The sequence below is a fragment of the Micromonospora sp. DT47 genome (assembly GCF_049844475.1).
Classification (GTDB): domain Bacteria; phylum Actinomycetota; class Actinomycetes; order Mycobacteriales; family Micromonosporaceae; genus Micromonospora.
Genome location: NZ_JBNCLC010000026.1, coordinates 1 through 15,688 on the forward strand (window position 1 = coordinate 1; position 15,688 = coordinate 15,688).

The following is a 15,688-nucleotide window of genomic DNA, read 5'->3' on the forward strand; positions in this document are numbered from 1 at the left end:
TCCACCTGCTCGTGCACTACCCGCCAGCCGTGGCTCTGTCGAAGTTGGTCAACTCGCTCAAGGGTGTCTCGGCCCGGTATCTGCGGCAGGAGTTCTCGTCCCACCTCAGTCGGTATCTGTGGGACGATCACCTGTGGTCCCCGTCGTACTCCGCCGGCTCGTGCGGCGGTGCCCCACTGGGCGTGGTCAAGGAGTACATCGAGAACCAGAAGCGTCCAGGTCCGCGACGGCGTTCCTCCGGCCGTAAACAGCCGGGGTTCCCGCCTTATTCACTGCTGAACCGCGGGGCGTCGCGGCGTGGCCGGCCCCGAACGTGCGGTTCAACTGATCAGCCTGCTCGGGCGACGGATAGCAGCGGTACTTGTACGCCCGCTTCACCAGCTCACCCACGTCTCACATGCTACCAACCGTCCATATAAGACGATCACCGAAGGGAGGGAGCGGCGTTTCCTCCCCCACCGAAAGGCGGGGGTATCCACGCCGCGACTCTGATGAGCGACGAGCCGATCGACCTGGCGACCGCGCTGGCCGCCTTCGACCAGCTGTGGAGCCCGCGGATCGTCACCCGGGTCAACGACTACGACGTACGCATCGCGAAGGTGGCCGGCGAGCACGTCTGGCACGCCCATGACCACACCGACGAGTTCTTCCTGGTGCTCGACGGGGAACTGCGGATCGCGCTGCGCGACGGCGACGGTGAGCGGACGGTGGTGCTGCCCCGCGGGGCGGTGTACGTGGTGCCGCGCGGGGTCGAGCACCGTCCGTCCTCCGTGGAGGGCGCGTCGATCCTGATGTTCGAACCGTCGGGCACGGTGACCGTCGGGGACCGGCACGACGCGGTCCCCGACCACGTGGACGCCACCACCGGCCACCCGCTCTGACCGGTCAGCCGGCCGCCGTCACCGGGGTGGCCGGCTGCGGCGCCGGGGTGGCCGGCCAGGTGAGCCGGCGTACCCCGGGCACGGCGGCGGTGCCGGCGCAGGCGAGCGCGACGAGCACCGCGGCGCCGGTCAGCGGCGCGGCGGCGCCCCAGGCCTGCGCGGCCACCGGGGCGACGGCGTAGCCGACCGGCATGGCGCCCAGCGACAGGAGCCAGTCGTACGAGCTGACCCGGGCGAGGACCTGCGGCGGGAACTGCCCCTGCACCACGGTCTCCCACACCGGGTTGAGGAACCCCAACGCGGTCAGCGCGAGGCAGTACGCGCCGATGACGGCCGGCGCCGGCGCGGCGACGGCGAGCAGGAGCAGCGGCGCCGCGTACATGGCCAGGCCGAGGTTGGCCACCAGCACCGGCCGGCGGGGCCGGACCCGGGCGGCCAGCAGCGAGCCGGCCAGCAGGCCGATGGCGCCGCCCTGCAGCGTCAGCACCCACACCGCCTCGCCGCCGAGCCGGTCGACCGCGACCGCGGGGCCGAGGGTCATCAGCACGGCGGCGGCGCCGTTCCAGACGCCGTGTCCGACGAGGCTGGTCCAGTACCAGTCGCGGGCGCGCACCTCCCGCCAGCCGTAGGTCAGGTCGGCGAGGATCGACCGCTTCGGCACCGGCACGTGCCGGACCCGGATGACCGACAGCAGCAGGGCGCTGACGGCGAAGGAGAGCGCGTCGAGGACGAACGCCCAGCCGGGGCCGGCGGCCCAGATCAGCAGGCCGGCCAGGGCCGGGCCGGCGAGCCGGCTGGCGTTGGAGGTGGTGCTCATCAGGGCGTTGGCGCGTTGCCGTCCGTCGGCGTCCACGGTGCCGGCGACCAGCGGCGAGGCGGTGGGTATGGCGAAGGCCGAGGCGGCGCCACCGATCGCGGAGGCCACCGCGACGTGGGCCAGGGACGGGCCCGCGCCCAGCAGTTCGACGCCGACGACCAGTTGGGCGGCGCAGCGTACGAGGTCGGTGACCACGGCGACCCGGCGGGCGTCGAACCGGTCGGCCACCACGCCGCCGAGGGGCAGCAGGAGCAGCCGGGGGACCATCGCGCAGGCCAGCACCAGGGCCAGCGCGCCGGTGGAACCGGTCGCGCGGAGCACGGCCAGGGCCAGGGCGGCCGGGACGACGGCGTCGCCGAGGGCGGAGCTGGTGCGGGCGCAGAAGAGCAGGCGGAAGGCGGGGAGCCGGAGGGGGTGCGTCACTTCCGAAAAGTACTTCGACATCGAACCTTTCGTCAACGAATAATTCGATGTCGACGTACAGTGTCATCATGACCGAGCGCGACCGCACCGACCGGCACGTCGAACGCTGGCTGCCGGTCCTGCCCGACCTCGACCCGGACGTCGAGGGGGCGGTCACCCGGATGTCCGGGTTCACCCGGCACCTGCGGGCGGTCAAGGAGCGGTCCCTGCTCGACCTCGACCTGCCGGCGCACGAGTTCGACACCCTGCACGCCCTGGCGGGCCGGCGCGGTCGGGCCGCCCCCTCGGAACTCGCCGACGACCTGCGGATGGCCCCGGCCTCCGTCACCGCCCGGGTCGACACCCTGGTCCGGCGCGGTTACGTGCACCGGATCCCGTCCACCGTCGACCGGCGCCGGGTCGACGTCGAGCTGACCGACGCCGGTCGGGCGGCGTGGCGGGCGGCGATGGAAGTGATCGGGCATGAGGAGCACCGCCTGCTGGGCGTACTCACCCCGCAGGAGCGGCGATTGCTGGCCGACCTGCTCCGGAAGGTCTCCCTGCACGCCGAACGCTCGTCGGGCTGAACGCTCACGCCGCCGATCGTCCGGCGGCGAAACGATCCCGTCGCGGACCATCTTGTTAGCCTCGGTGCATGACCGCACCCTCGCCCGACGCCCCCGACCTGATGTTCCTGCTCTCCTCGGCCAGTCAGGCGCTGACGGGTGAGCACGCCGCGGGGCTGGCCGAGCTGGGCATCTCGCCGCGGGCGCACTGCGTGCTGTGCAAGGCCCGACCCGGCGGCCTCACCCAGCGCCAGATCGGCGACCTGTGCGGGATCGACAAGACCACCATGGTGGTCACCCTGGACCAGCTCGAGGGCGCCGGCCTGGTGCGCCGCCGACCGTCGCCGACCGACCGCCGGGCCCGGCTGGTGGAGGTCACCCCGGAGGGCGAGAAGGTCCTGGCGCGGGCGCAGCAGATCGCCGCCCGGATCCAGGGGGACGTGCTGGCCACCCTGGCGCCGCCCGACCGCGAGACGTTCCTGCGCTGCCTGGAGAGCCTGGTCGGCGGCCGGTTGGCGCGGTCCGGGCCGTGCGGTCCGTGCGGGCCGGGAAGTTCACCCCGTCCATAGTTAAAACCGAGATAGTTCAGACCAAGACGATCTGGTACGGTCGCAGGTGTTCGTTTCCGCCCCCGAGGAGGAGCACATGAGCGCGACCACGCACCCCGCCACCACCAGATTCCCGCGCCGCCGCGCCCTCGGCGTGGGCGTCGCCGTCCTGGCCTGCGTCCTGATCTGGGTCGTCGGCAAGGCCGCCGGAGTCGACTTCACCGTCACCAGCCCCGGTCGGCCCACCGCGACCGTCGGCCTCGGCCCGGTCGTGGTCTTCTCCCTCGGGGCGTCCCTGCTGGGCTGGCTGACCCTGGTGGTGCTGGAGCGGTTCACCCCCCGGGCGGGCCTCATCTGGACCGCGCTCGCCGTGGTGGTGACCCTGCTCTCGTTCGTTCCGCTGTTCACCTCCGAGGCCACCGGCGGCACCAAGGTCACGCTGGGCGCGATGCACCTCGCGGTCGCGGTGGCCCTGGTCGCCCTGCTGCCCTCCCGCACGCGCTGACACCCGTTGTCGTGGCGCCGGCGAACGAGCCGGCGCCACGGGAAAAATGCCTCGCCCGCGCGGCGGGCGGCTGACAGGCTGCCGGGCATGACAGCGCACGCATTGGCCGCGGCGCTCGCCGACGACCGGCGACGACGAGTCTTCGCCGCGATCGCCCTCGGCGACACCGACCTCGCCGCCGTGGTGGCCCGCACCGGACTGTCCACCCGGGAAGCCGCCACCGCGGTCCGCAAACTGGCCGAGGGCCAGGTGGTGACCGACGGCGGGGACGGCCTGCGGATCGACGCCGAACGACTGCGCGAGTTCGCCCGGGTGCGGGTCGCCGGACCGGCGGGACCGGCGCCGGACCCACGCGCCGCCGTCCTGCGTACCTTCGTCCGGGACCGGACGCTGCTGCGCCTGCCGGCCCAGCGCAGCCGGTGCCGGATCGTGCTGGAGCACATCGCGCAGACCTCCTTCGCCCCCGGCGAGCGGCGCCCCGAACGCGAGGTCGACGACGTCCTGCGCTCCTGGTGCGACGGCGGGGAGGCCGACCACGTCACGCTGCGCCGCTACTGATCGACCACCTCCTGCTTGTCCGCGACCACGGCGTCTACTGGCGACCGGAGCCCGCCGGGAGGCAGCCGTGACGACGGCGCCGGCCTGGGTGGTCCGGCCCGCCCACCCCGACGAGCCGGACACGACCGCGCTGCTGCGCGGGTACTTCGCGGAGATGGTCCGCCGCTACCACGGCCGGCCCGTGCGCCCCGGCGAGGTCGAGGCGGCGATGGCGGAGTCGCCGAGCGACGACCTGGTCGAGCCGACCGGATGCCTGCTGGTGGCCTACCACCGGGGCGGGCCGGCCGGCTGTGCCGGGCTGCGACTGCGCCCCGACTGGGCCGAACTCACCCGGGTGTACGTCGTACCCGGGCACCGGGGCCGCGCAAGGTCACCATCACCGCCGGCGGCTCACCGCCTGACGGCTGCACCGAGGGCGGGGGCGTCGGCCCCCGCCCTCACCCCGGCGGCGGGGCCGGGTACAACGCGGCCATGGCGTGCGCGCTCGCCGCGACCAGGTCCCGCAGCTCCGCGGGGGCGAGCACCTCGACCTGCGCGCCCAGCTTCAACAGCTCGGTGTGCCCGTGCCTCACCGACTCGATCGGCACCGTCGTGTGCAGCCAGCCGGTCGCGTCCGGTTCGCCCGCGGCTGCGCGGGCCGCCCGACTCATCGCCGACGGGAACACGTACGTCATGAACTCCAACGCCGCCACCGTGACCCGGACCCGGGCCTCGTCGCGGTAGACGCCGCGCTCGTACCGGTCGGTCCACTCCCGCCAGAACGCGGCCAGGTCGAAGTCGGCGGGCCGGTCGAAGTGGTCGTCCCGCACGGTCAGCTCCAGGATCGCGCCGACCCGGTAGGTGCGGACGTCGTCGCCGGCGCGGGCCGCCAGGTACCACCGGCCGGCCTTGAGCACCACGCCCAGCGGGGCCAGCACCCGGGTCACCTCGCGCGGTCGCTTCCACCGTTGGTAGCGCAGCTCGACCAGCCGGTCCTGCCAGATCGCGTCGGCCAGCGCGGTGAGGTACGGGGTGGGTTCCGGGTCGCGGAACCAGCCGGGCGCGTCCAGGTGGAACCGCTGCCGGATCCGCTCGCCCTGCTCGGCCAGCCCGGGCGGCAGGGCGGCGCGCAGCTTCAGCTCGGCCGCCGTGAGGACCGCGCCGAGGCCCAGCTCGGCGGCCGGCCCGGGCATGCCGGCCAGGGACAGCGCGGCCGCCTCGTCGGCGGTCAGCCCGGTCAGCCGGGTGCGGTAGCCGTCGAGCAGCCGGTACCCGCCCGCCGGGCCGCGGTCGGCGTACACCGGCACCCCGGCGGCGCCGAGCGACTCGACGTCGCGGTAGACCGTCCGCACCGAGACCTCCAGGGCGTCGGCGAGCTCGTGCGCGGTCATCCGCCCCCGGCTCTGCAGGAGCAGCAGCAGGGAGACCAGCCGGCTGGCGCGCATCCGACGACGGTAGCCCTTCGCCGGCGGCGTGTCGGAATCCCGTCGGGCGCGCCTCATGGTCAATTCCGGCCACGGCTGAGAACCTCTTTCACATGCCGCGTCCCGACGTCCCGGTCCTGCCCCGCACCGCGGGCCGGCCCGCCCTGCCGACCGGCCCGGTCGACTTCACCGAGGCGTGGCTGCGCAACCGGCGGCTGTCGGAGCACACCCGCGACGCGTACCGCCGGGACATCGCCGGCTGGCTGGCCTGGTGCGCGGCCCGCGAGCTGGATCCGCTGGCGGCCAACTTCCTGGACGTCAACGCCTACGCCCGCCAGCTGGAGTCCACCCTGGGCGCCCGCAGCGGCCGACCGCTCACCCCGGCCACCGTGGCCCGCAAGCTCTCCGCCCTGTCCAGCTGGTACGAGTTCCTGGTCAAGCTGCGGGTGGTCGACGCCAACCCGGTCTCCGGCGCGGACCGTCCCCGGATCGACCGGGACCACTCGGCGACGGTGGGGCTGACCCCGGAGGAGGTGGACGCCCTGCTGGCCGCCGCCGAGGCGGACATCGGCCCGACCGCCGCCCGCAACCGGGCGGCGATCGCCCTGCTGGCCGACCTCGGCCTGCGGGTCGGCGAACTGGTCTCGCTCGACCTCGACGACCTGGGCGCCGAGCGGGGCCACCGCAGCGTGCGGTTCATCGGCAAGGGCGGCCGGCCGCGCCGCCGGGCGCTGACCCCGGGCACCACGTACGCCGTGGACGCCTACCTGGCCGCCCGGGCCGAAGCCCGAGGGGTCACCGTGGACCAGCTGACCGGGCCGCTGCTGGTCACCGCCACCGGTGGCCGCCTTGACCGGCACTCGGTGTTCCGGCTGGTCCGCCGGCTGGCCCAGGCCGCCGGCATTCCCGCGGCGGCGAAGCTGTCCCCGCACTCGCTGCGGCACGCCTTCGCCACCACCGCCCGCGCCGAGGGGGTGCCGCTGGAGGACGTGCAGGACGCGATGGGCCACGCCGACCCGCGCACCACCCGCCGGTACGACCGGGACCGGCACAACCTCGACCGCGACCCGGCGTACGTGATCTGGGCGGCGCGGGCCCGCCGCCGCGGCTGACCGACCGCTCGGGCGGTTCCTGTCGGGCCCCGCTCGTACGGTCCGGGAATGCGACACGGACTGGAGATCTCCTGCGGCGGCCCGAGGATGACCGCGTCCCTGCTGGTCGAGCTCGGCGAGCGGGTCGACCACGCCGGCGCCCACTACCGCGCCGACGGGGTGGCGTTGCGACCCGCACCGGTGCAGTCGCCCCGGGTGCCGGTGTGGGTGGGCGGCAGCACCCAGGCCGGGGCGGTGCTGCGCCGGGCCGCCCGGGCGGACGGGATCGTGCCGTACAAGCTCACCGACACCGACGACTGGGCCGACCTCACCCCGGCCGAGGTGCACGACCTTCATCCGGGCCGGTGACCCGGCGGCGATGCGGGCCGCGGTCGCCCGCGGCCCGCTGCGCTGACGGATGCCGGCGCCGATCCCGCTCGGGGTCGGGATCAGCCCTGACGGCGGGGGCAGATGCAGAACGGCTGGCCGAGCGGGTCGAGCAGCACCACCCAGCGACCCTCGCCGGGCTGGAAGTCGGGCCGGGTGGCGCCGGCCGCCTCGAACTCCTTCGCCGCGGTGTCGAGGTCGTCGACGTACAGGTCCAGGTGGTAGCGCTTGCCACCGGCCTCATCGGGCCAGGCCGGCGGCCGGTAGCCGGCCACCAGGCCGAACCCGATCGAGACGCCGTCGCCGCTGCTGATCATCGCGTACTCGGGTTGGCTGTAGGCGATCTCCCAGCCCAGCACGCGGTGGTAGAAGGCGGCGTGCGCGGCCGGGTCGGAGCTGTCGAGGTTGACCATGGCGAGGTCGGCGTGAACTGTCATGCCCGCACTCTCGCCGATGAACCTGACATCTCCTGACAGGTACGCGAAGCCGGCCCGCCGCACGTGGCGTGCGACGGGCCGGCGACCGGCGTCAGTGACCCGGGATGCGGCGCCTGACCGCCCGGGCGAACCGCTTCGGGTCGCGGATGACCCCCACCTTGCGGATCACCTCGGCCATCTGGGCGGCCTTGGAACCCTTGAACTTGCTCATCTCCGAGCGCAACGACCGGAGCCGGGTCTCCCGCACCTTCAACTGCTGGTCGCGCAGCTTCAGGGTGCGCTCCAGGCCGAAGACGTGCCCGGCCAGCTCCACCGCCCGGGTCCTGGCCGCCTCGGCGTCGGCCAGCAAGGTGCGCAGGTCCTGGCCGGCCTCGTCGGCGCGCCGGGCGTCCGCGGCGGCGGCCACGTCGTCGGCGATCCGCCGGCCCCGCTCGAGGACCTCGTCCGTCGGCTCCTCGCCGCTCATCCCCAGCCAGGTCCGTACCAGGTCCGGCCCGGTCATCCACGGCGGCCACGGGTGCCGGTGGTGGCCGCCGATCAGCCGGTCCTGGAACCGGTGCCACGCGGCGGAGAGCAGCTCGGCGGTGCTGGCGTCCCCGGTGGTCCGCCAGGCCAGCACGCCCCGGGCGAAGGTGTCGCCGTCGACGCCGGTGTCGTCCAGGCAGATGACGGTGCCCGGGCCGGCGTCGGCGGCGCGCTTGCGCGCCCAGTCGCCCAGCCGGCCGGCGATCCGGCGGAACTCCGGCACGTCCTCGGCGGCGGCGACGCGGAACAGCAGGCGCTCCACCGACTCGGTGTCCGGCAGCTCGGCGGCCCCGTCGACGGCGGACAGGCCGGTCGGCTGGTCGCCGGCGCCAGTCACGGCGGTGAGCTGCCAACGGCCGTCGGCGAGGTCGGCGGCCAGCACCGAGGAGGCCGTGCCGCCCCGGGTGTAGACGGTGCGGGCGGTGGCCGGCCGGGGCCCGCACACCGCGAGCCAGCCCGGCGTGACGGCGGCGAGCTGACCGGCGCGGGCCGCGGCGTCGACGCTCTCGGCGAGAGGCGCCAGCAGCGGCGCGGCGGTCGCCGCGGCGTCCAGAGCGCGCACCGCGATCCGGGCCGCCGGGCGGCCCGGCCGGGTGGCCGCCGCCGTGTCGGCCTCGATCAGGGTGTGCGCCTCGCCCGCCACGTCGATCGTCGACCAGAGCGTGGACAACTCCAGGCCCAGCCCGGCGAGGGCCTCCCGGACCTGCATCGGGGAGGTGGGCCGGCTCGGGTCGTCGTGCAGCGGCCACCACTCGTCGTCGCCGTGCCGCTCGTGGGCCGGGCGCCGGTCGAACAGCTCGGTCAGCCCGAAGTCGTTCTGCACCGCGACCAGCACCAGCGCGCCGGCGGCGGCGGTACGGGCCAGCGCGGTGGCCCGCGTCTGCCAGTCCTGCTGCGGCGAGTCGTGACCCATCACCCGGTCCACACCGTCCGCGGCGAGCACCAGGTCGAAGGCCTCACCCTCGGCGAGGCTGTCGACCAGCCCGTCGAGCGAGCCGGCCACGACCGTGACGTCCGGGTTCGGCGTCGCGGCGCGCAGCGCCTCCGCGTCGCTGACCGAGCGGACCAGCACCGTGGTACGGGCGCTACGCGCGGCGACCACGTCGATGACGTCGCTGCCGTGCGGGCCGACCACCAGCGCGCGCGATGACTGCGGCAGCAGGTCACCGAGCAGGGCGGCGAGCACCGGTCCACCGGCCGGTGCGCGGCCGCCCGAGTAGTCGGTCCACGGCTGCATCTCGCCCCGGACGACCTCGACGTTGATCGAGCCGTTGTCAGTCACGTTCGTTCCAATCGAAGAGCATGCGCATCTCGGCCGGCGACATCATCCACGCCCGGCCCAGTTCCTCGTCGGTGATGTCCCGGGCCACCGCGACATCGATGTCCTTGCCGTGCATCTCCGGCCAGAGCCGGGCGACGCGGGCGGTGCCGCCGAACACCGGGTTCTCGCCCTCCATCGCCATCGGGTCGCCGTACACGGCGGGCTGGCAGCCGGCGGCGACGCCGTAGAACACCGCGGTGGACAGCCGGTTGGCGGCCACCCGCTTGTGCCGGCGGAACGCCGCCAGCTGCTTGTAGAGGAAGCGCCGGTCGGTGCCCTCGTAGTTCCAGCCGCGCCGGCCGAAGCTCACCACGTCGAAGCCGGCCTTGTCGTAGAAGCGGCGCACCTCGGGGCGGTCGTACTCGGTGTAGTAGAGGCTGAACGTCACCGGGCCGGGCTCGGTCTCCCGGATCTCGTCGATCAGGCGGGCGTGATCACCCTGGATCTTGCCGCCCTCCCAGCCGTGGAAGAGGAACCACAAGGTGCCCTCCCGCTCCTCCTCGGGCACCACGCCCAGCTCGGGTTCGAGGTCCATCAGGTAGAGCCAGGGGGCGCCGATGACGTGGTAGTTGCGGCGGCCGAGGGAGTGACCGCGCCGCCGGGGCGCGTCGCTCCACACGTACCGCCAGGCGCCGTCGAAGAACTCGTGCACCGGGTTCCAGCCGCAGCCGACGTTCCAGCCGTGCTGCAGGTAGCCCCGGATCCGGGGCGGGAACTCGTCGTCCAGGCCGCAGTGCCGGGCAAGGATGTGGGTCTGGCCGTAGTAGTGGTTGTGATGGTGCATGTCACCGAACCTCGAGATGCAGGCGGCCGGAGCGGGGATGCAGGCCGGTGGAGCGTCCGTCGACGTCGACGGACAGCGGCAGCTGGGCGACCAGGAACACGTCGGCCTGAAGGGCGTACGGCGACTCATCCGCCGGGGGCAGCACCCACAGCGTCCAGTCCGCCAGCAGGTCGCTGCCCGGCTGCGCCGTCGACTCCGGGGCCAGCAGCTCCGCCAGGTCGACCTCGGCGGACCAGACGCCCTCCTCCCGGGTGACCCGGCAGGGCACGTCCACGTGGTGGTCGGCCGCGTCGACGAAACGCCGCCAGACGACGGCGCCGGGATCGCCGTCGTCCCAGAGCTGACCTCGGACGACGAGGCGGTGGCCAGCGCCCGTGGGCACCGCCTCGACCTCGTCGGCGCGCAGCCGCAGCGGCCCCTCGAAGACGTTGACGTACTGGCCGGAGGAGCGGGTGATGGTGATCACCCGGTCCTTGTGCACGGCGGAGACCGGGCCGTCCAGGCCGGTGGCGAGCAGCAGGCGCCGCTCCCCGCCGTCGTCGATGCTCGGCACCCGGGTGGTGCGCAGGGTGAACGGGTCGTCCGGGCTGGCGCTGTCGATCAGGCTGGTGAGCGGGAGCCGGGCGGTGAACCGCAGCCGCTCGCCCTCCGGCCGGGTCTGCAGGTCGACCTGCACCGTCCCAGACGAGCGGGCCAGTTGCAGGCGCGCCCCGTCCAGCGCCGTGGGCATCCGGCCGGTGAGGACGATCTCCTCGTCGCCGACGGTGGCCCCGGTCAGCTCGAGCGGCCGGATCATCCGGCGCAGCATGATCTCGCCGGCGTTTGTCGCGCCCGGCTGGATCCAGGTGTCGTCGGTGACCCAGGAGCCGATGGCGTTCTGCGGGTTGCCGGGCTGCGCGTTGCGCAGCATGCCCCGCCGGTGCAGCCCGCCGGCGCGCAGGTTCACCTTGATGCGCGCACCCGACACGTCGGCCGGCAGCTTGGCCAGCACCGCCCGCGGCACCCGCGTCTCGAAGCCGACCAGGGTCTCCTCGCGGTGCGAGTCCCGGGTGTTGAACCGCTCGACCGGCAGGTCCATCCGCAGCCCGCCGGCGACCAGGGTCAGCCGCAGCGCGGAGTTGCCGCCGACCGGCAGGTGCCGGATCTCGGCGGTGCCCCGGATCACCAGCGCGGTGTCGTCCCAGGTCATCTGGGTGACCGTGGTGTACAGGCTGAGTTCCCGCCGGCGCAGCCGGTAGAGCTGGCGCGGCACCGTCGAGGTGCCGGTGGCGGTGGGGTAGCGGTTCTGGAACCGCCAGGGCAGCACGGCGTGCCTGCGGGCCCGGGCCCCGCCGGTGAGCCCGCCCTCGACGCGGAACTCGGCGAGCCGGCGCAGCAGGTCGGTGTCGCCGGCCTCCAGGGCGCTGTACTGCAACCGGTCGTAGGTCGAGGCGCGCTGGAGGATCCCCGGGTCGAGCCGGTGGGTCAGCCGCTGGCCCAGCGTGACCAGCGGCTGCTCCTCGTGCACCTCCGCGGTGGCGAAGGCCTGCACCACGGTGGCGAGGTCGATCTGGGCGAAGTGCCGGTGCACCCGGTCGCGCAGCTCGGGGGCGCGCTGGTCGAGCAGGTCCAGCACCATCTCGGCCGAGAGGATCCGGTCGGCGAGGTTGTCGTACCTGAACTTCTGCTGGGTGATCGACTCGCCGGACTCGCGCTCGCGCCAGAAGTAGACCGGGGCGGCGAGACAGTCGACGGTCACCGCGTCCAGGTGCGCCTTGAGGGTGACCGGGTAGTCCTCGTAGCGGATCGGCGGGAACTCCAGCTTGAACTCGTCCCAGAAGGAGCGCCGGTAGAGCTTGTTCCAGACCATCCGGTCCAGCGCCAGCGCCGGGTACTCCAGGATGTGGGTGGCCTCCCGGTCGGCGGTGAAGACGATGCTCTGCAGGTAGGACGGCCGCACGCCGGAGGTGTTGTTGAACCGGCGCGCGTTGCCCCCCACGAACGAGGAGCCGCTGCGGTCCAGGGAGCGCACCATCGACTCGTAGGCGTACGGCGGGACCAGGTCATCGCTGTCGACGAAGGTGATGAACTCGCCCTCGCTGTGCCGGGTGCCGGTGTTGCGCGCCGGCCCGAGGCCCTGGTTCTCCTGCGTCACCACCCGGAAGCGGGGGTCGCGCTCGGCGTACGCGCGGGCGATGTCGCCGCTGTGGTCCTGGGAGCCGTCGTCGACCATGACGACCTCGTAGTCCTGGTACGTCTGCCGGGCCAGCGACTCGAGGCAGTCGCGGATGTAGTCACCGACGTTGTAGAACGGGACGACGATGCTAAGCCGAGGGGCCACGCCGCCCCCTTCTGGGTGCCGGGTGCGTCGCGGGCGCGGCGAGACGGCTCGCCGCCGTGCGACACCGGACGAGGTTGGCGATCCACGCCTGGTATTTCACGACACCACTTTCCGAGGTTGGAACTGACGACCGGCCCCAGGCTAGCCGAACCCAGCGGCCACTCGGGAATGGGCCCGGAGCGTGTGGGACCTGGGCGTCCCTGATGTAAACGTATGTCTGATTCGCGGTGTACGACTGTCGGGCCGGCTCAGCCGAGCAGATCGAGGTGCTCCAGGGTGTCGTGCAGCTCGCCGGTGATCGCGGCGAGGGTGTCCGCGAGGGCCGGGGCGAGCGGCCGGATCGTGAGGGTCGGTACGAGCTGCACGTAGCGGCTCATCCGTCACTCTTTTTCCGGGTGCGCGCCGACGGTGGACGATGCCGGGCCGGGCGCGACCGGGGCGATGTTCCTGCGCGTGGGCGTACCGGGCGCATACGGTCGCAGGTGATGGGCGGTGAGCAGGCGTGGACCCGACCGGCCCGGCCCCGCCGGCCGGTGCGCACCGGTCTGGTGCTGGGCGGTTTCGCCATGATCCTGTGCCTGGTGGGGGTGGCCGGACTCGGCGTCTGGAACGTGCAGGTGATCACCCAGGCCAGCGGCCCGGTCCGGGAGACCGCCGACGGCTTCTTCCATGAGGTGTCCGCCGGCGAGGTGGACCGCGCCTACGAGCGGCTCTGCGCGCAGGCCCGCAGCCGGTGGAGCGAGGTCGGTTTCGCCGGCTGGGTGAAGACCCCGCCGGTGGTCAGCGGCTACGAGATCGTCGACGTGTCGGTACGCACCAAGGCCGGCCGGCCCACCGGAGAGGTGGTCGTACGGGTCACCCGGGACGGCGGCGCCAGCGAGGAGCGGACGCTGCCGGTGGTCAGGGAGAAGGGCGAGTGGCGGGTCTGCGGTGACCCGTTCTGACCCTCAGGTGCGGGGGCCGAGGTCGCCGCTGCGGTAGTGCCGCCGGCAGAGCACCTGGTAGCGCACCTCGGCGGTGTCCATGGTGTCGCCGATGACGACCTGCGCGCCCTCGCGCACCACCCGGCCGTCGACCACGCGGGCGTTGAGCAGCCCCTCCCGGCCGCACCAGCAGAGCACCTCGATCTGGATCCGGGCCACCTCGTCGGCCAGTTCGAACAGTCGCTGCGCGGCCGGGAACAGGCAGGAGCGGAAGTCGGTGGCCAGGCCGAACGCGTACACGTCGACGTCGTAGCCGTCGACCAGCTCGGCCATCTGCTCGACGTGCGCGACGTTGTAGAAGGACGCCTCGTCGCAGATCAGGTAGTCGACGCGTACCCCCTCGGCCCAGGTGTCGCGGACCAGCGCGCGCAGGTCGAGGTTGTCGGTGACCTCGACGGCCTTGTGGGCCAGGCCGATCCGGCTGGTGACCTGCGGGCCCAGCGATCGGTCGATGCGGGTGGTGACCAGGCCGCGGCGGCCCTGTCGGGCGTGGTTGTAGTTCATCTGCAGGGCCATGGTGGACTTGCCGCAGTCCATCGGCCCCCAGAAGAACTTCAGCGCGGCGGCGTGCAGCGGGCGTCCGTCGACCCCGCGCGCGGCGGCGCAGCCGACCCGGCTGTCGTCCGGGCCCGGGAGGGGGCGGGCCAGGCAGGTCGGGGCGGCGGCGTCGTCGGTCACGTCGGGGCAGCCTAGTCCATCGACCCGGTCCGATCGGGCCGATGACCGCGGCGGGTCAGAGCACCCGGGGTGGGGTGTTGCCGGCGGCGACGATGGCGCGCCGGATCGGCACGGCGGCCAGCAGCGCGAAGCCGACCACGAAGAAGATCAGCAGTGAGACCAGGCCCACCCGGTAGGAGGCGGTGAGCTGGAACACCAGGCCGAAGGCGAGCGGCCCGAGCCAGCTGGTGCCCTTGTCGCTGATCTCGTAGAAGCCGTAGTACTCGCCCTCCTTGCCGGCCGGGATGAGCTGGCTGAACAGCGACCGGCTCAGCGCCTGGCTGCCCCCGAGCACCAGCCCGATCGCCCCGCCGAGCAGCATGAACTGCAGCGGTGCCTCGGCGGGCAGCCGGAACGCGGCGATGATCACACCGGTCCAGAGCACCAGGGACAGCAGCACGGTCTTCCACGCGCCGATGCGCCCGGCGAGCGCGCCGAGGGCGAGGGCCCCGCCGAAGGCGAGGAACTGCACCAGCAGGATCGTCACGATCAGGGTGCTCTGCTCCAGCCGCAGTTCCTTGGTGCCGTACTGGCTGGCCAGGGTGATGACGGTCTGGATGCCGTCGTTGTAGATCAGGAAGGCGAGCAGGAAGAACAGCGTCAGCGGGTACGCCTTGATATTTCGCAGGGTGTGGCCGAGCTGCCGGAACCCGTCGGTGAGCACGTTGCCGCCGCCGGCCCGGGCCGCGGCCGCGGCGACGGCGACGGCGGCGGCCGGATGTTCGCGTAGCCAGCGCAGCGGTACCAGGGTGAACGCCGCCCACCAGACGCCGGCCGACACGATCGACCAGCGGGCCAGGTCGAGGGTCCGCTGCGGGTTGCCCTCCTCGCTGAGCATGGTCACCGCGACCAGGTTCAGCGCGAGCAGCACGCCGCCGCCGAGGTAGCCGATGGCCCAGCCGCGGCTGGAGATGGCGTCGCGTTCGTCCGGGCCGCCGAGCTGCGGCAGGAACGAGTTGTAGACGACCACGGCGGCACCGAAGCTGATGTTGGCGATCAGGAACAGCGCCCCGCCGAGCAGGTAACGCTCGCCGGTGACCAGGGCCATCGCGATGGTGGCGCCGGCGCCGGTGAATGCGGCCGCGGCCAGCAGCCGCTTCTTGTGCGTCGACCGGTCGGCGACCGCGCCGATCACCGGCAGCACGAAGACGGTGAGGAACACCGACAGCGAGATCAGGTACGGGTAGTAGGAGCCGGCGGCGACCCGGATGCCCAGCGGGTGCACGTACCCGTCGCAGCTGTCCGCGCCGAGCTCGCAGCCGGCGGCCAGCTCGGTGACGGTGGTGAGGAACGGGCCGAGGAAGACGGTGATGACGGTGGTCTGGAAGGCCGAGTTGGCCCAGTCGTAGAGGTACCAGCCCCTGCGTTCGCGGCGGGTGCTGGCCGGCGGTGGATCGCCCACCGCAGGGGTGACGGTCTCGGCCATCGGGTTCCTCCGCCAGG

General features: G+C 73.5%; 18 protein-coding genes and 2 pseudogenes. 10 read left to right on the forward strand and 10 right to left on the reverse strand.

What is annotated here, in order from left to right; all coding sequences use genetic code 11:
- Positions 1–218 (forward strand): annotated as a pseudogene (tnpA, locus tag ACLQ2U_RS27645) (IS200/IS605 family transposase); the annotation flags it as partial.
- Here tnpA and ACLQ2U_RS27650 read toward each other — a convergent pair.
- Positions 187–390 carry a helix-turn-helix domain-containing protein gene (locus ACLQ2U_RS27650; RefSeq protein WP_425753836.1) on the reverse strand — a complete coding sequence of 68 codons (204 nt, stop codon included), beginning with the start codon at positions 388–390 and terminating at the stop codon, positions 187–189. The pseudogene tnpA and the gene ACLQ2U_RS27650 sit on opposite strands and share 32 nt — an antisense overlap.
- Positions 391–491: 101 nt before the next feature.
- Between ACLQ2U_RS27650 and ACLQ2U_RS27655 the strand changes: the two genes are divergently transcribed.
- Positions 492–881 (forward strand): cupin domain-containing protein, encoded by a 390-nt coding sequence (locus tag ACLQ2U_RS27655; RefSeq protein WP_425753837.1) that lies wholly within the window; start codon positions 492–494, stop codon positions 879–881.
- Positions 882–885: 4 nt separating this feature from the next.
- Here ACLQ2U_RS27655 and ACLQ2U_RS27660 read toward each other — a convergent pair whose 3' ends face one another.
- Positions 886–2,121 (reverse strand): MFS transporter, encoded by a 1,236-nt coding sequence (locus tag ACLQ2U_RS27660; RefSeq protein WP_425753838.1) that lies wholly within the window; start codon positions 2,119–2,121, stop codon positions 886–888.
- A gap of 68 nt (positions 2,122–2,189) precedes the next feature.
- On the opposite strand from ACLQ2U_RS27660, the gene ACLQ2U_RS27665 reads away from it, so the two are divergent.
- The 5 genes and pseudogenes from ACLQ2U_RS27665 to ACLQ2U_RS27685 form a co-directional block, all read left to right on the forward strand.
- The gene (locus tag ACLQ2U_RS27665; RefSeq protein ID WP_425753839.1) at positions 2,190–2,687 is read left to right on the forward strand and encodes a MarR family winged helix-turn-helix transcriptional regulator; all 498 of its coding nucleotides are present in this window, start codon (positions 2,190–2,192) and stop codon (positions 2,685–2,687) included.
- Positions 2,688–2,755: 68 nt separating this feature from the next.
- A complete protein-coding gene (locus tag ACLQ2U_RS27670) occupies positions 2,756–3,235 on the forward strand; it encodes a MarR family winged helix-turn-helix transcriptional regulator (protein ID WP_425753840.1) in 480 nt (159 codons plus the stop codon).
- Between the two features lie 76 nt (positions 3,236–3,311).
- The gene (locus tag ACLQ2U_RS27675; protein WP_425753841.1) at positions 3,312–3,719 is read left to right on the forward strand and encodes a DUF6069 family protein; all 408 of its coding nucleotides are present in this window, start codon (positions 3,312–3,314) and stop codon (positions 3,717–3,719) included.
- Between the two features lie 87 nt (positions 3,720–3,806).
- Positions 3,807–4,277 carry a DUF2087 domain-containing protein gene (locus tag ACLQ2U_RS27680; RefSeq protein WP_425753842.1) on the forward strand — a complete coding sequence of 157 codons (471 nt, stop codon included), beginning with the start codon at positions 3,807–3,809 and terminating at the stop codon, positions 4,275–4,277.
- A 208-nt stretch (positions 4,278–4,485) separates the two neighbouring features.
- Positions 4,486–4,629 (forward strand): annotated as a pseudogene (locus ACLQ2U_RS27685) (GNAT family N-acetyltransferase); the annotation flags it as partial.
- A gap of 85 nt (positions 4,630–4,714) precedes the next feature.
- On the opposite strand, the gene ACLQ2U_RS27690 reads toward ACLQ2U_RS27685, so the two are convergent.
- Positions 4,715–5,701, reverse strand: coding sequence for a helix-turn-helix transcriptional regulator (locus ACLQ2U_RS27690; RefSeq protein ID WP_425753843.1), 987 nt, complete (start codon positions 5,699–5,701; stop codon positions 4,715–4,717).
- Positions 5,702–5,793: 92 nt separating this feature from the next.
- On the opposite strand from ACLQ2U_RS27690, the gene ACLQ2U_RS27695 reads away from it, so the two are divergent.
- Positions 5,794–6,792 carry a tyrosine-type recombinase/integrase gene (locus ACLQ2U_RS27695; protein WP_425753844.1) on the forward strand — a complete coding sequence of 333 codons (999 nt, stop codon included), beginning with the start codon at positions 5,794–5,796 and terminating at the stop codon, positions 6,790–6,792.
- A gap of 48 nt (positions 6,793–6,840) precedes the next feature.
- Positions 6,841–7,140, forward strand: coding sequence for an LLM class flavin-dependent oxidoreductase (locus ACLQ2U_RS27700; RefSeq protein ID WP_425753845.1), 300 nt, complete (start codon positions 6,841–6,843; stop codon positions 7,138–7,140).
- A gap of 80 nt (positions 7,141–7,220) precedes the next feature.
- Here the strand turns inward: ACLQ2U_RS27700 and ACLQ2U_RS27705 are convergent, their stop codons facing one another.
- The 5 genes from ACLQ2U_RS27705 to ACLQ2U_RS27725 all read right to left on the reverse strand — a co-directional run bounded on the left by ACLQ2U_RS27705 (position 7,221) and on the right by ACLQ2U_RS27725 (position 12,922).
- Positions 7,221–7,595 (reverse strand): VOC family protein, encoded by a 375-nt coding sequence (locus ACLQ2U_RS27705; protein WP_425753846.1) that lies wholly within the window; start codon positions 7,593–7,595, stop codon positions 7,221–7,223.
- 91 nt (positions 7,596–7,686) lie between these two features.
- The gene (locus tag ACLQ2U_RS27710; RefSeq protein WP_425753847.1) at positions 7,687–9,402 is read right to left on the reverse strand and encodes a hypothetical protein; all 1,716 of its coding nucleotides are present in this window, start codon (positions 9,400–9,402) and stop codon (positions 7,687–7,689) included.
- Positions 9,395–10,225 carry a hypothetical protein gene (locus ACLQ2U_RS27715; RefSeq protein ID WP_425753848.1) on the reverse strand — a complete coding sequence of 277 codons (831 nt, stop codon included), beginning with the start codon at positions 10,223–10,225 and terminating at the stop codon, positions 9,395–9,397. Before ACLQ2U_RS27715 ends, ACLQ2U_RS27710 begins: the two co-directional genes overlap by 8 nt.
- 1 nt (position 10,226) lies before the next feature.
- Positions 10,227–12,545, reverse strand: a complete 2,319-nt coding sequence (locus tag ACLQ2U_RS27720) for a glycosyltransferase (protein WP_425753849.1) — start codon at positions 12,543–12,545, stop codon at positions 10,227–10,229.
- Between the two features lie 248 nt (positions 12,546–12,793).
- Positions 12,794–12,922 carry a hypothetical protein gene (locus ACLQ2U_RS27725; protein ID WP_425753850.1) on the reverse strand — a complete coding sequence of 43 codons (129 nt, stop codon included), beginning with the start codon at positions 12,920–12,922 and terminating at the stop codon, positions 12,794–12,796.
- Between the two features lie 108 nt (positions 12,923–13,030).
- Between ACLQ2U_RS27725 and ACLQ2U_RS27730 the strand changes: the two genes are divergently transcribed.
- Positions 13,031–13,489 carry a hypothetical protein gene (locus ACLQ2U_RS27730; RefSeq protein ID WP_425753851.1) on the forward strand — a complete coding sequence of 153 codons (459 nt, stop codon included), beginning with the start codon at positions 13,031–13,033 and terminating at the stop codon, positions 13,487–13,489.
- Between the two features lie 3 nt (positions 13,490–13,492).
- On the opposite strand, the gene ACLQ2U_RS27735 is transcribed toward ACLQ2U_RS27730, so the two are convergent.
- The gene (locus ACLQ2U_RS27735) at positions 13,493–14,206 is read right to left on the reverse strand and encodes a thymidine kinase (protein ID WP_425753852.1); all 714 of its coding nucleotides are present in this window, start codon (positions 14,204–14,206) and stop codon (positions 13,493–13,495) included.
- Positions 14,207–14,261: 55 nt separating this feature from the next.
- A complete protein-coding gene (locus ACLQ2U_RS27740) occupies positions 14,262–15,671 on the reverse strand; it encodes an MFS transporter (protein ID WP_425753853.1) in 1,410 nt (469 codons plus the stop codon).
- Between the last annotated feature and the right edge of the window lie 17 nt (positions 15,672–15,688).

Bases quoted from the DNA above. Each gene is read 5' to 3' on its own strand.
- ACLQ2U_RS27655 (WP_425753837.1), top strand. From the start codon at position 492: ATGAGCGACGAGCCGATCGACCTGGCGACCGCGCTGGCCGCCTTCGAC.
- ACLQ2U_RS27665 (WP_425753839.1), top strand. From the start codon at position 2,190: ATGACCGAGCGCGACCGCACCGACCGGCACGTCGAACGCTGGCTGCCG.
- ACLQ2U_RS27670 (WP_425753840.1), top strand. From the start codon at position 2,756: ATGACCGCACCCTCGCCCGACGCCCCCGACCTGATGTTCCTGCTCTCC.
- ACLQ2U_RS27675 (WP_425753841.1), top strand. From the start codon at position 3,312: ATGAGCGCGACCACGCACCCCGCCACCACCAGATTCCCGCGCCGCCGC.
- ACLQ2U_RS27680 (WP_425753842.1), top strand. From the start codon at position 3,807: ATGACAGCGCACGCATTGGCCGCGGCGCTCGCCGACGACCGGCGACGA.
- ACLQ2U_RS27690 (WP_425753843.1), bottom strand. From the start codon at position 5,701: ATGCGCGCCAGCCGGCTGGTCTCCCTGCTGCTGCTCCTGCAGAGCCGG.
- ACLQ2U_RS27695 (WP_425753844.1), top strand. From the start codon at position 5,794: ATGCCGCGTCCCGACGTCCCGGTCCTGCCCCGCACCGCGGGCCGGCCC.
- ACLQ2U_RS27700 (WP_425753845.1), top strand. From the start codon at position 6,841: ATGCGACACGGACTGGAGATCTCCTGCGGCGGCCCGAGGATGACCGCG.
- ACLQ2U_RS27705 (WP_425753846.1), bottom strand. From the start codon at position 7,595: ATGACAGTTCACGCCGACCTCGCCATGGTCAACCTCGACAGCTCCGAC.
- ACLQ2U_RS27715 (WP_425753848.1), bottom strand. From the start codon at position 10,225: ATGCACCATCACAACCACTACTACGGCCAGACCCACATCCTTGCCCGG.
- ACLQ2U_RS27725 (WP_425753850.1), bottom strand. From the start codon at position 12,922: ATGAGCCGCTACGTGCAGCTCGTACCGACCCTCACGATCCGGCCGCTC.
- ACLQ2U_RS27730 (WP_425753851.1), top strand. From the start codon at position 13,031: ATGGGCGGTGAGCAGGCGTGGACCCGACCGGCCCGGCCCCGCCGGCCG.
- ACLQ2U_RS27740 (WP_425753853.1), bottom strand. From the start codon at position 15,671: ATGGCCGAGACCGTCACCCCTGCGGTGGGCGATCCACCGCCGGCCAGC.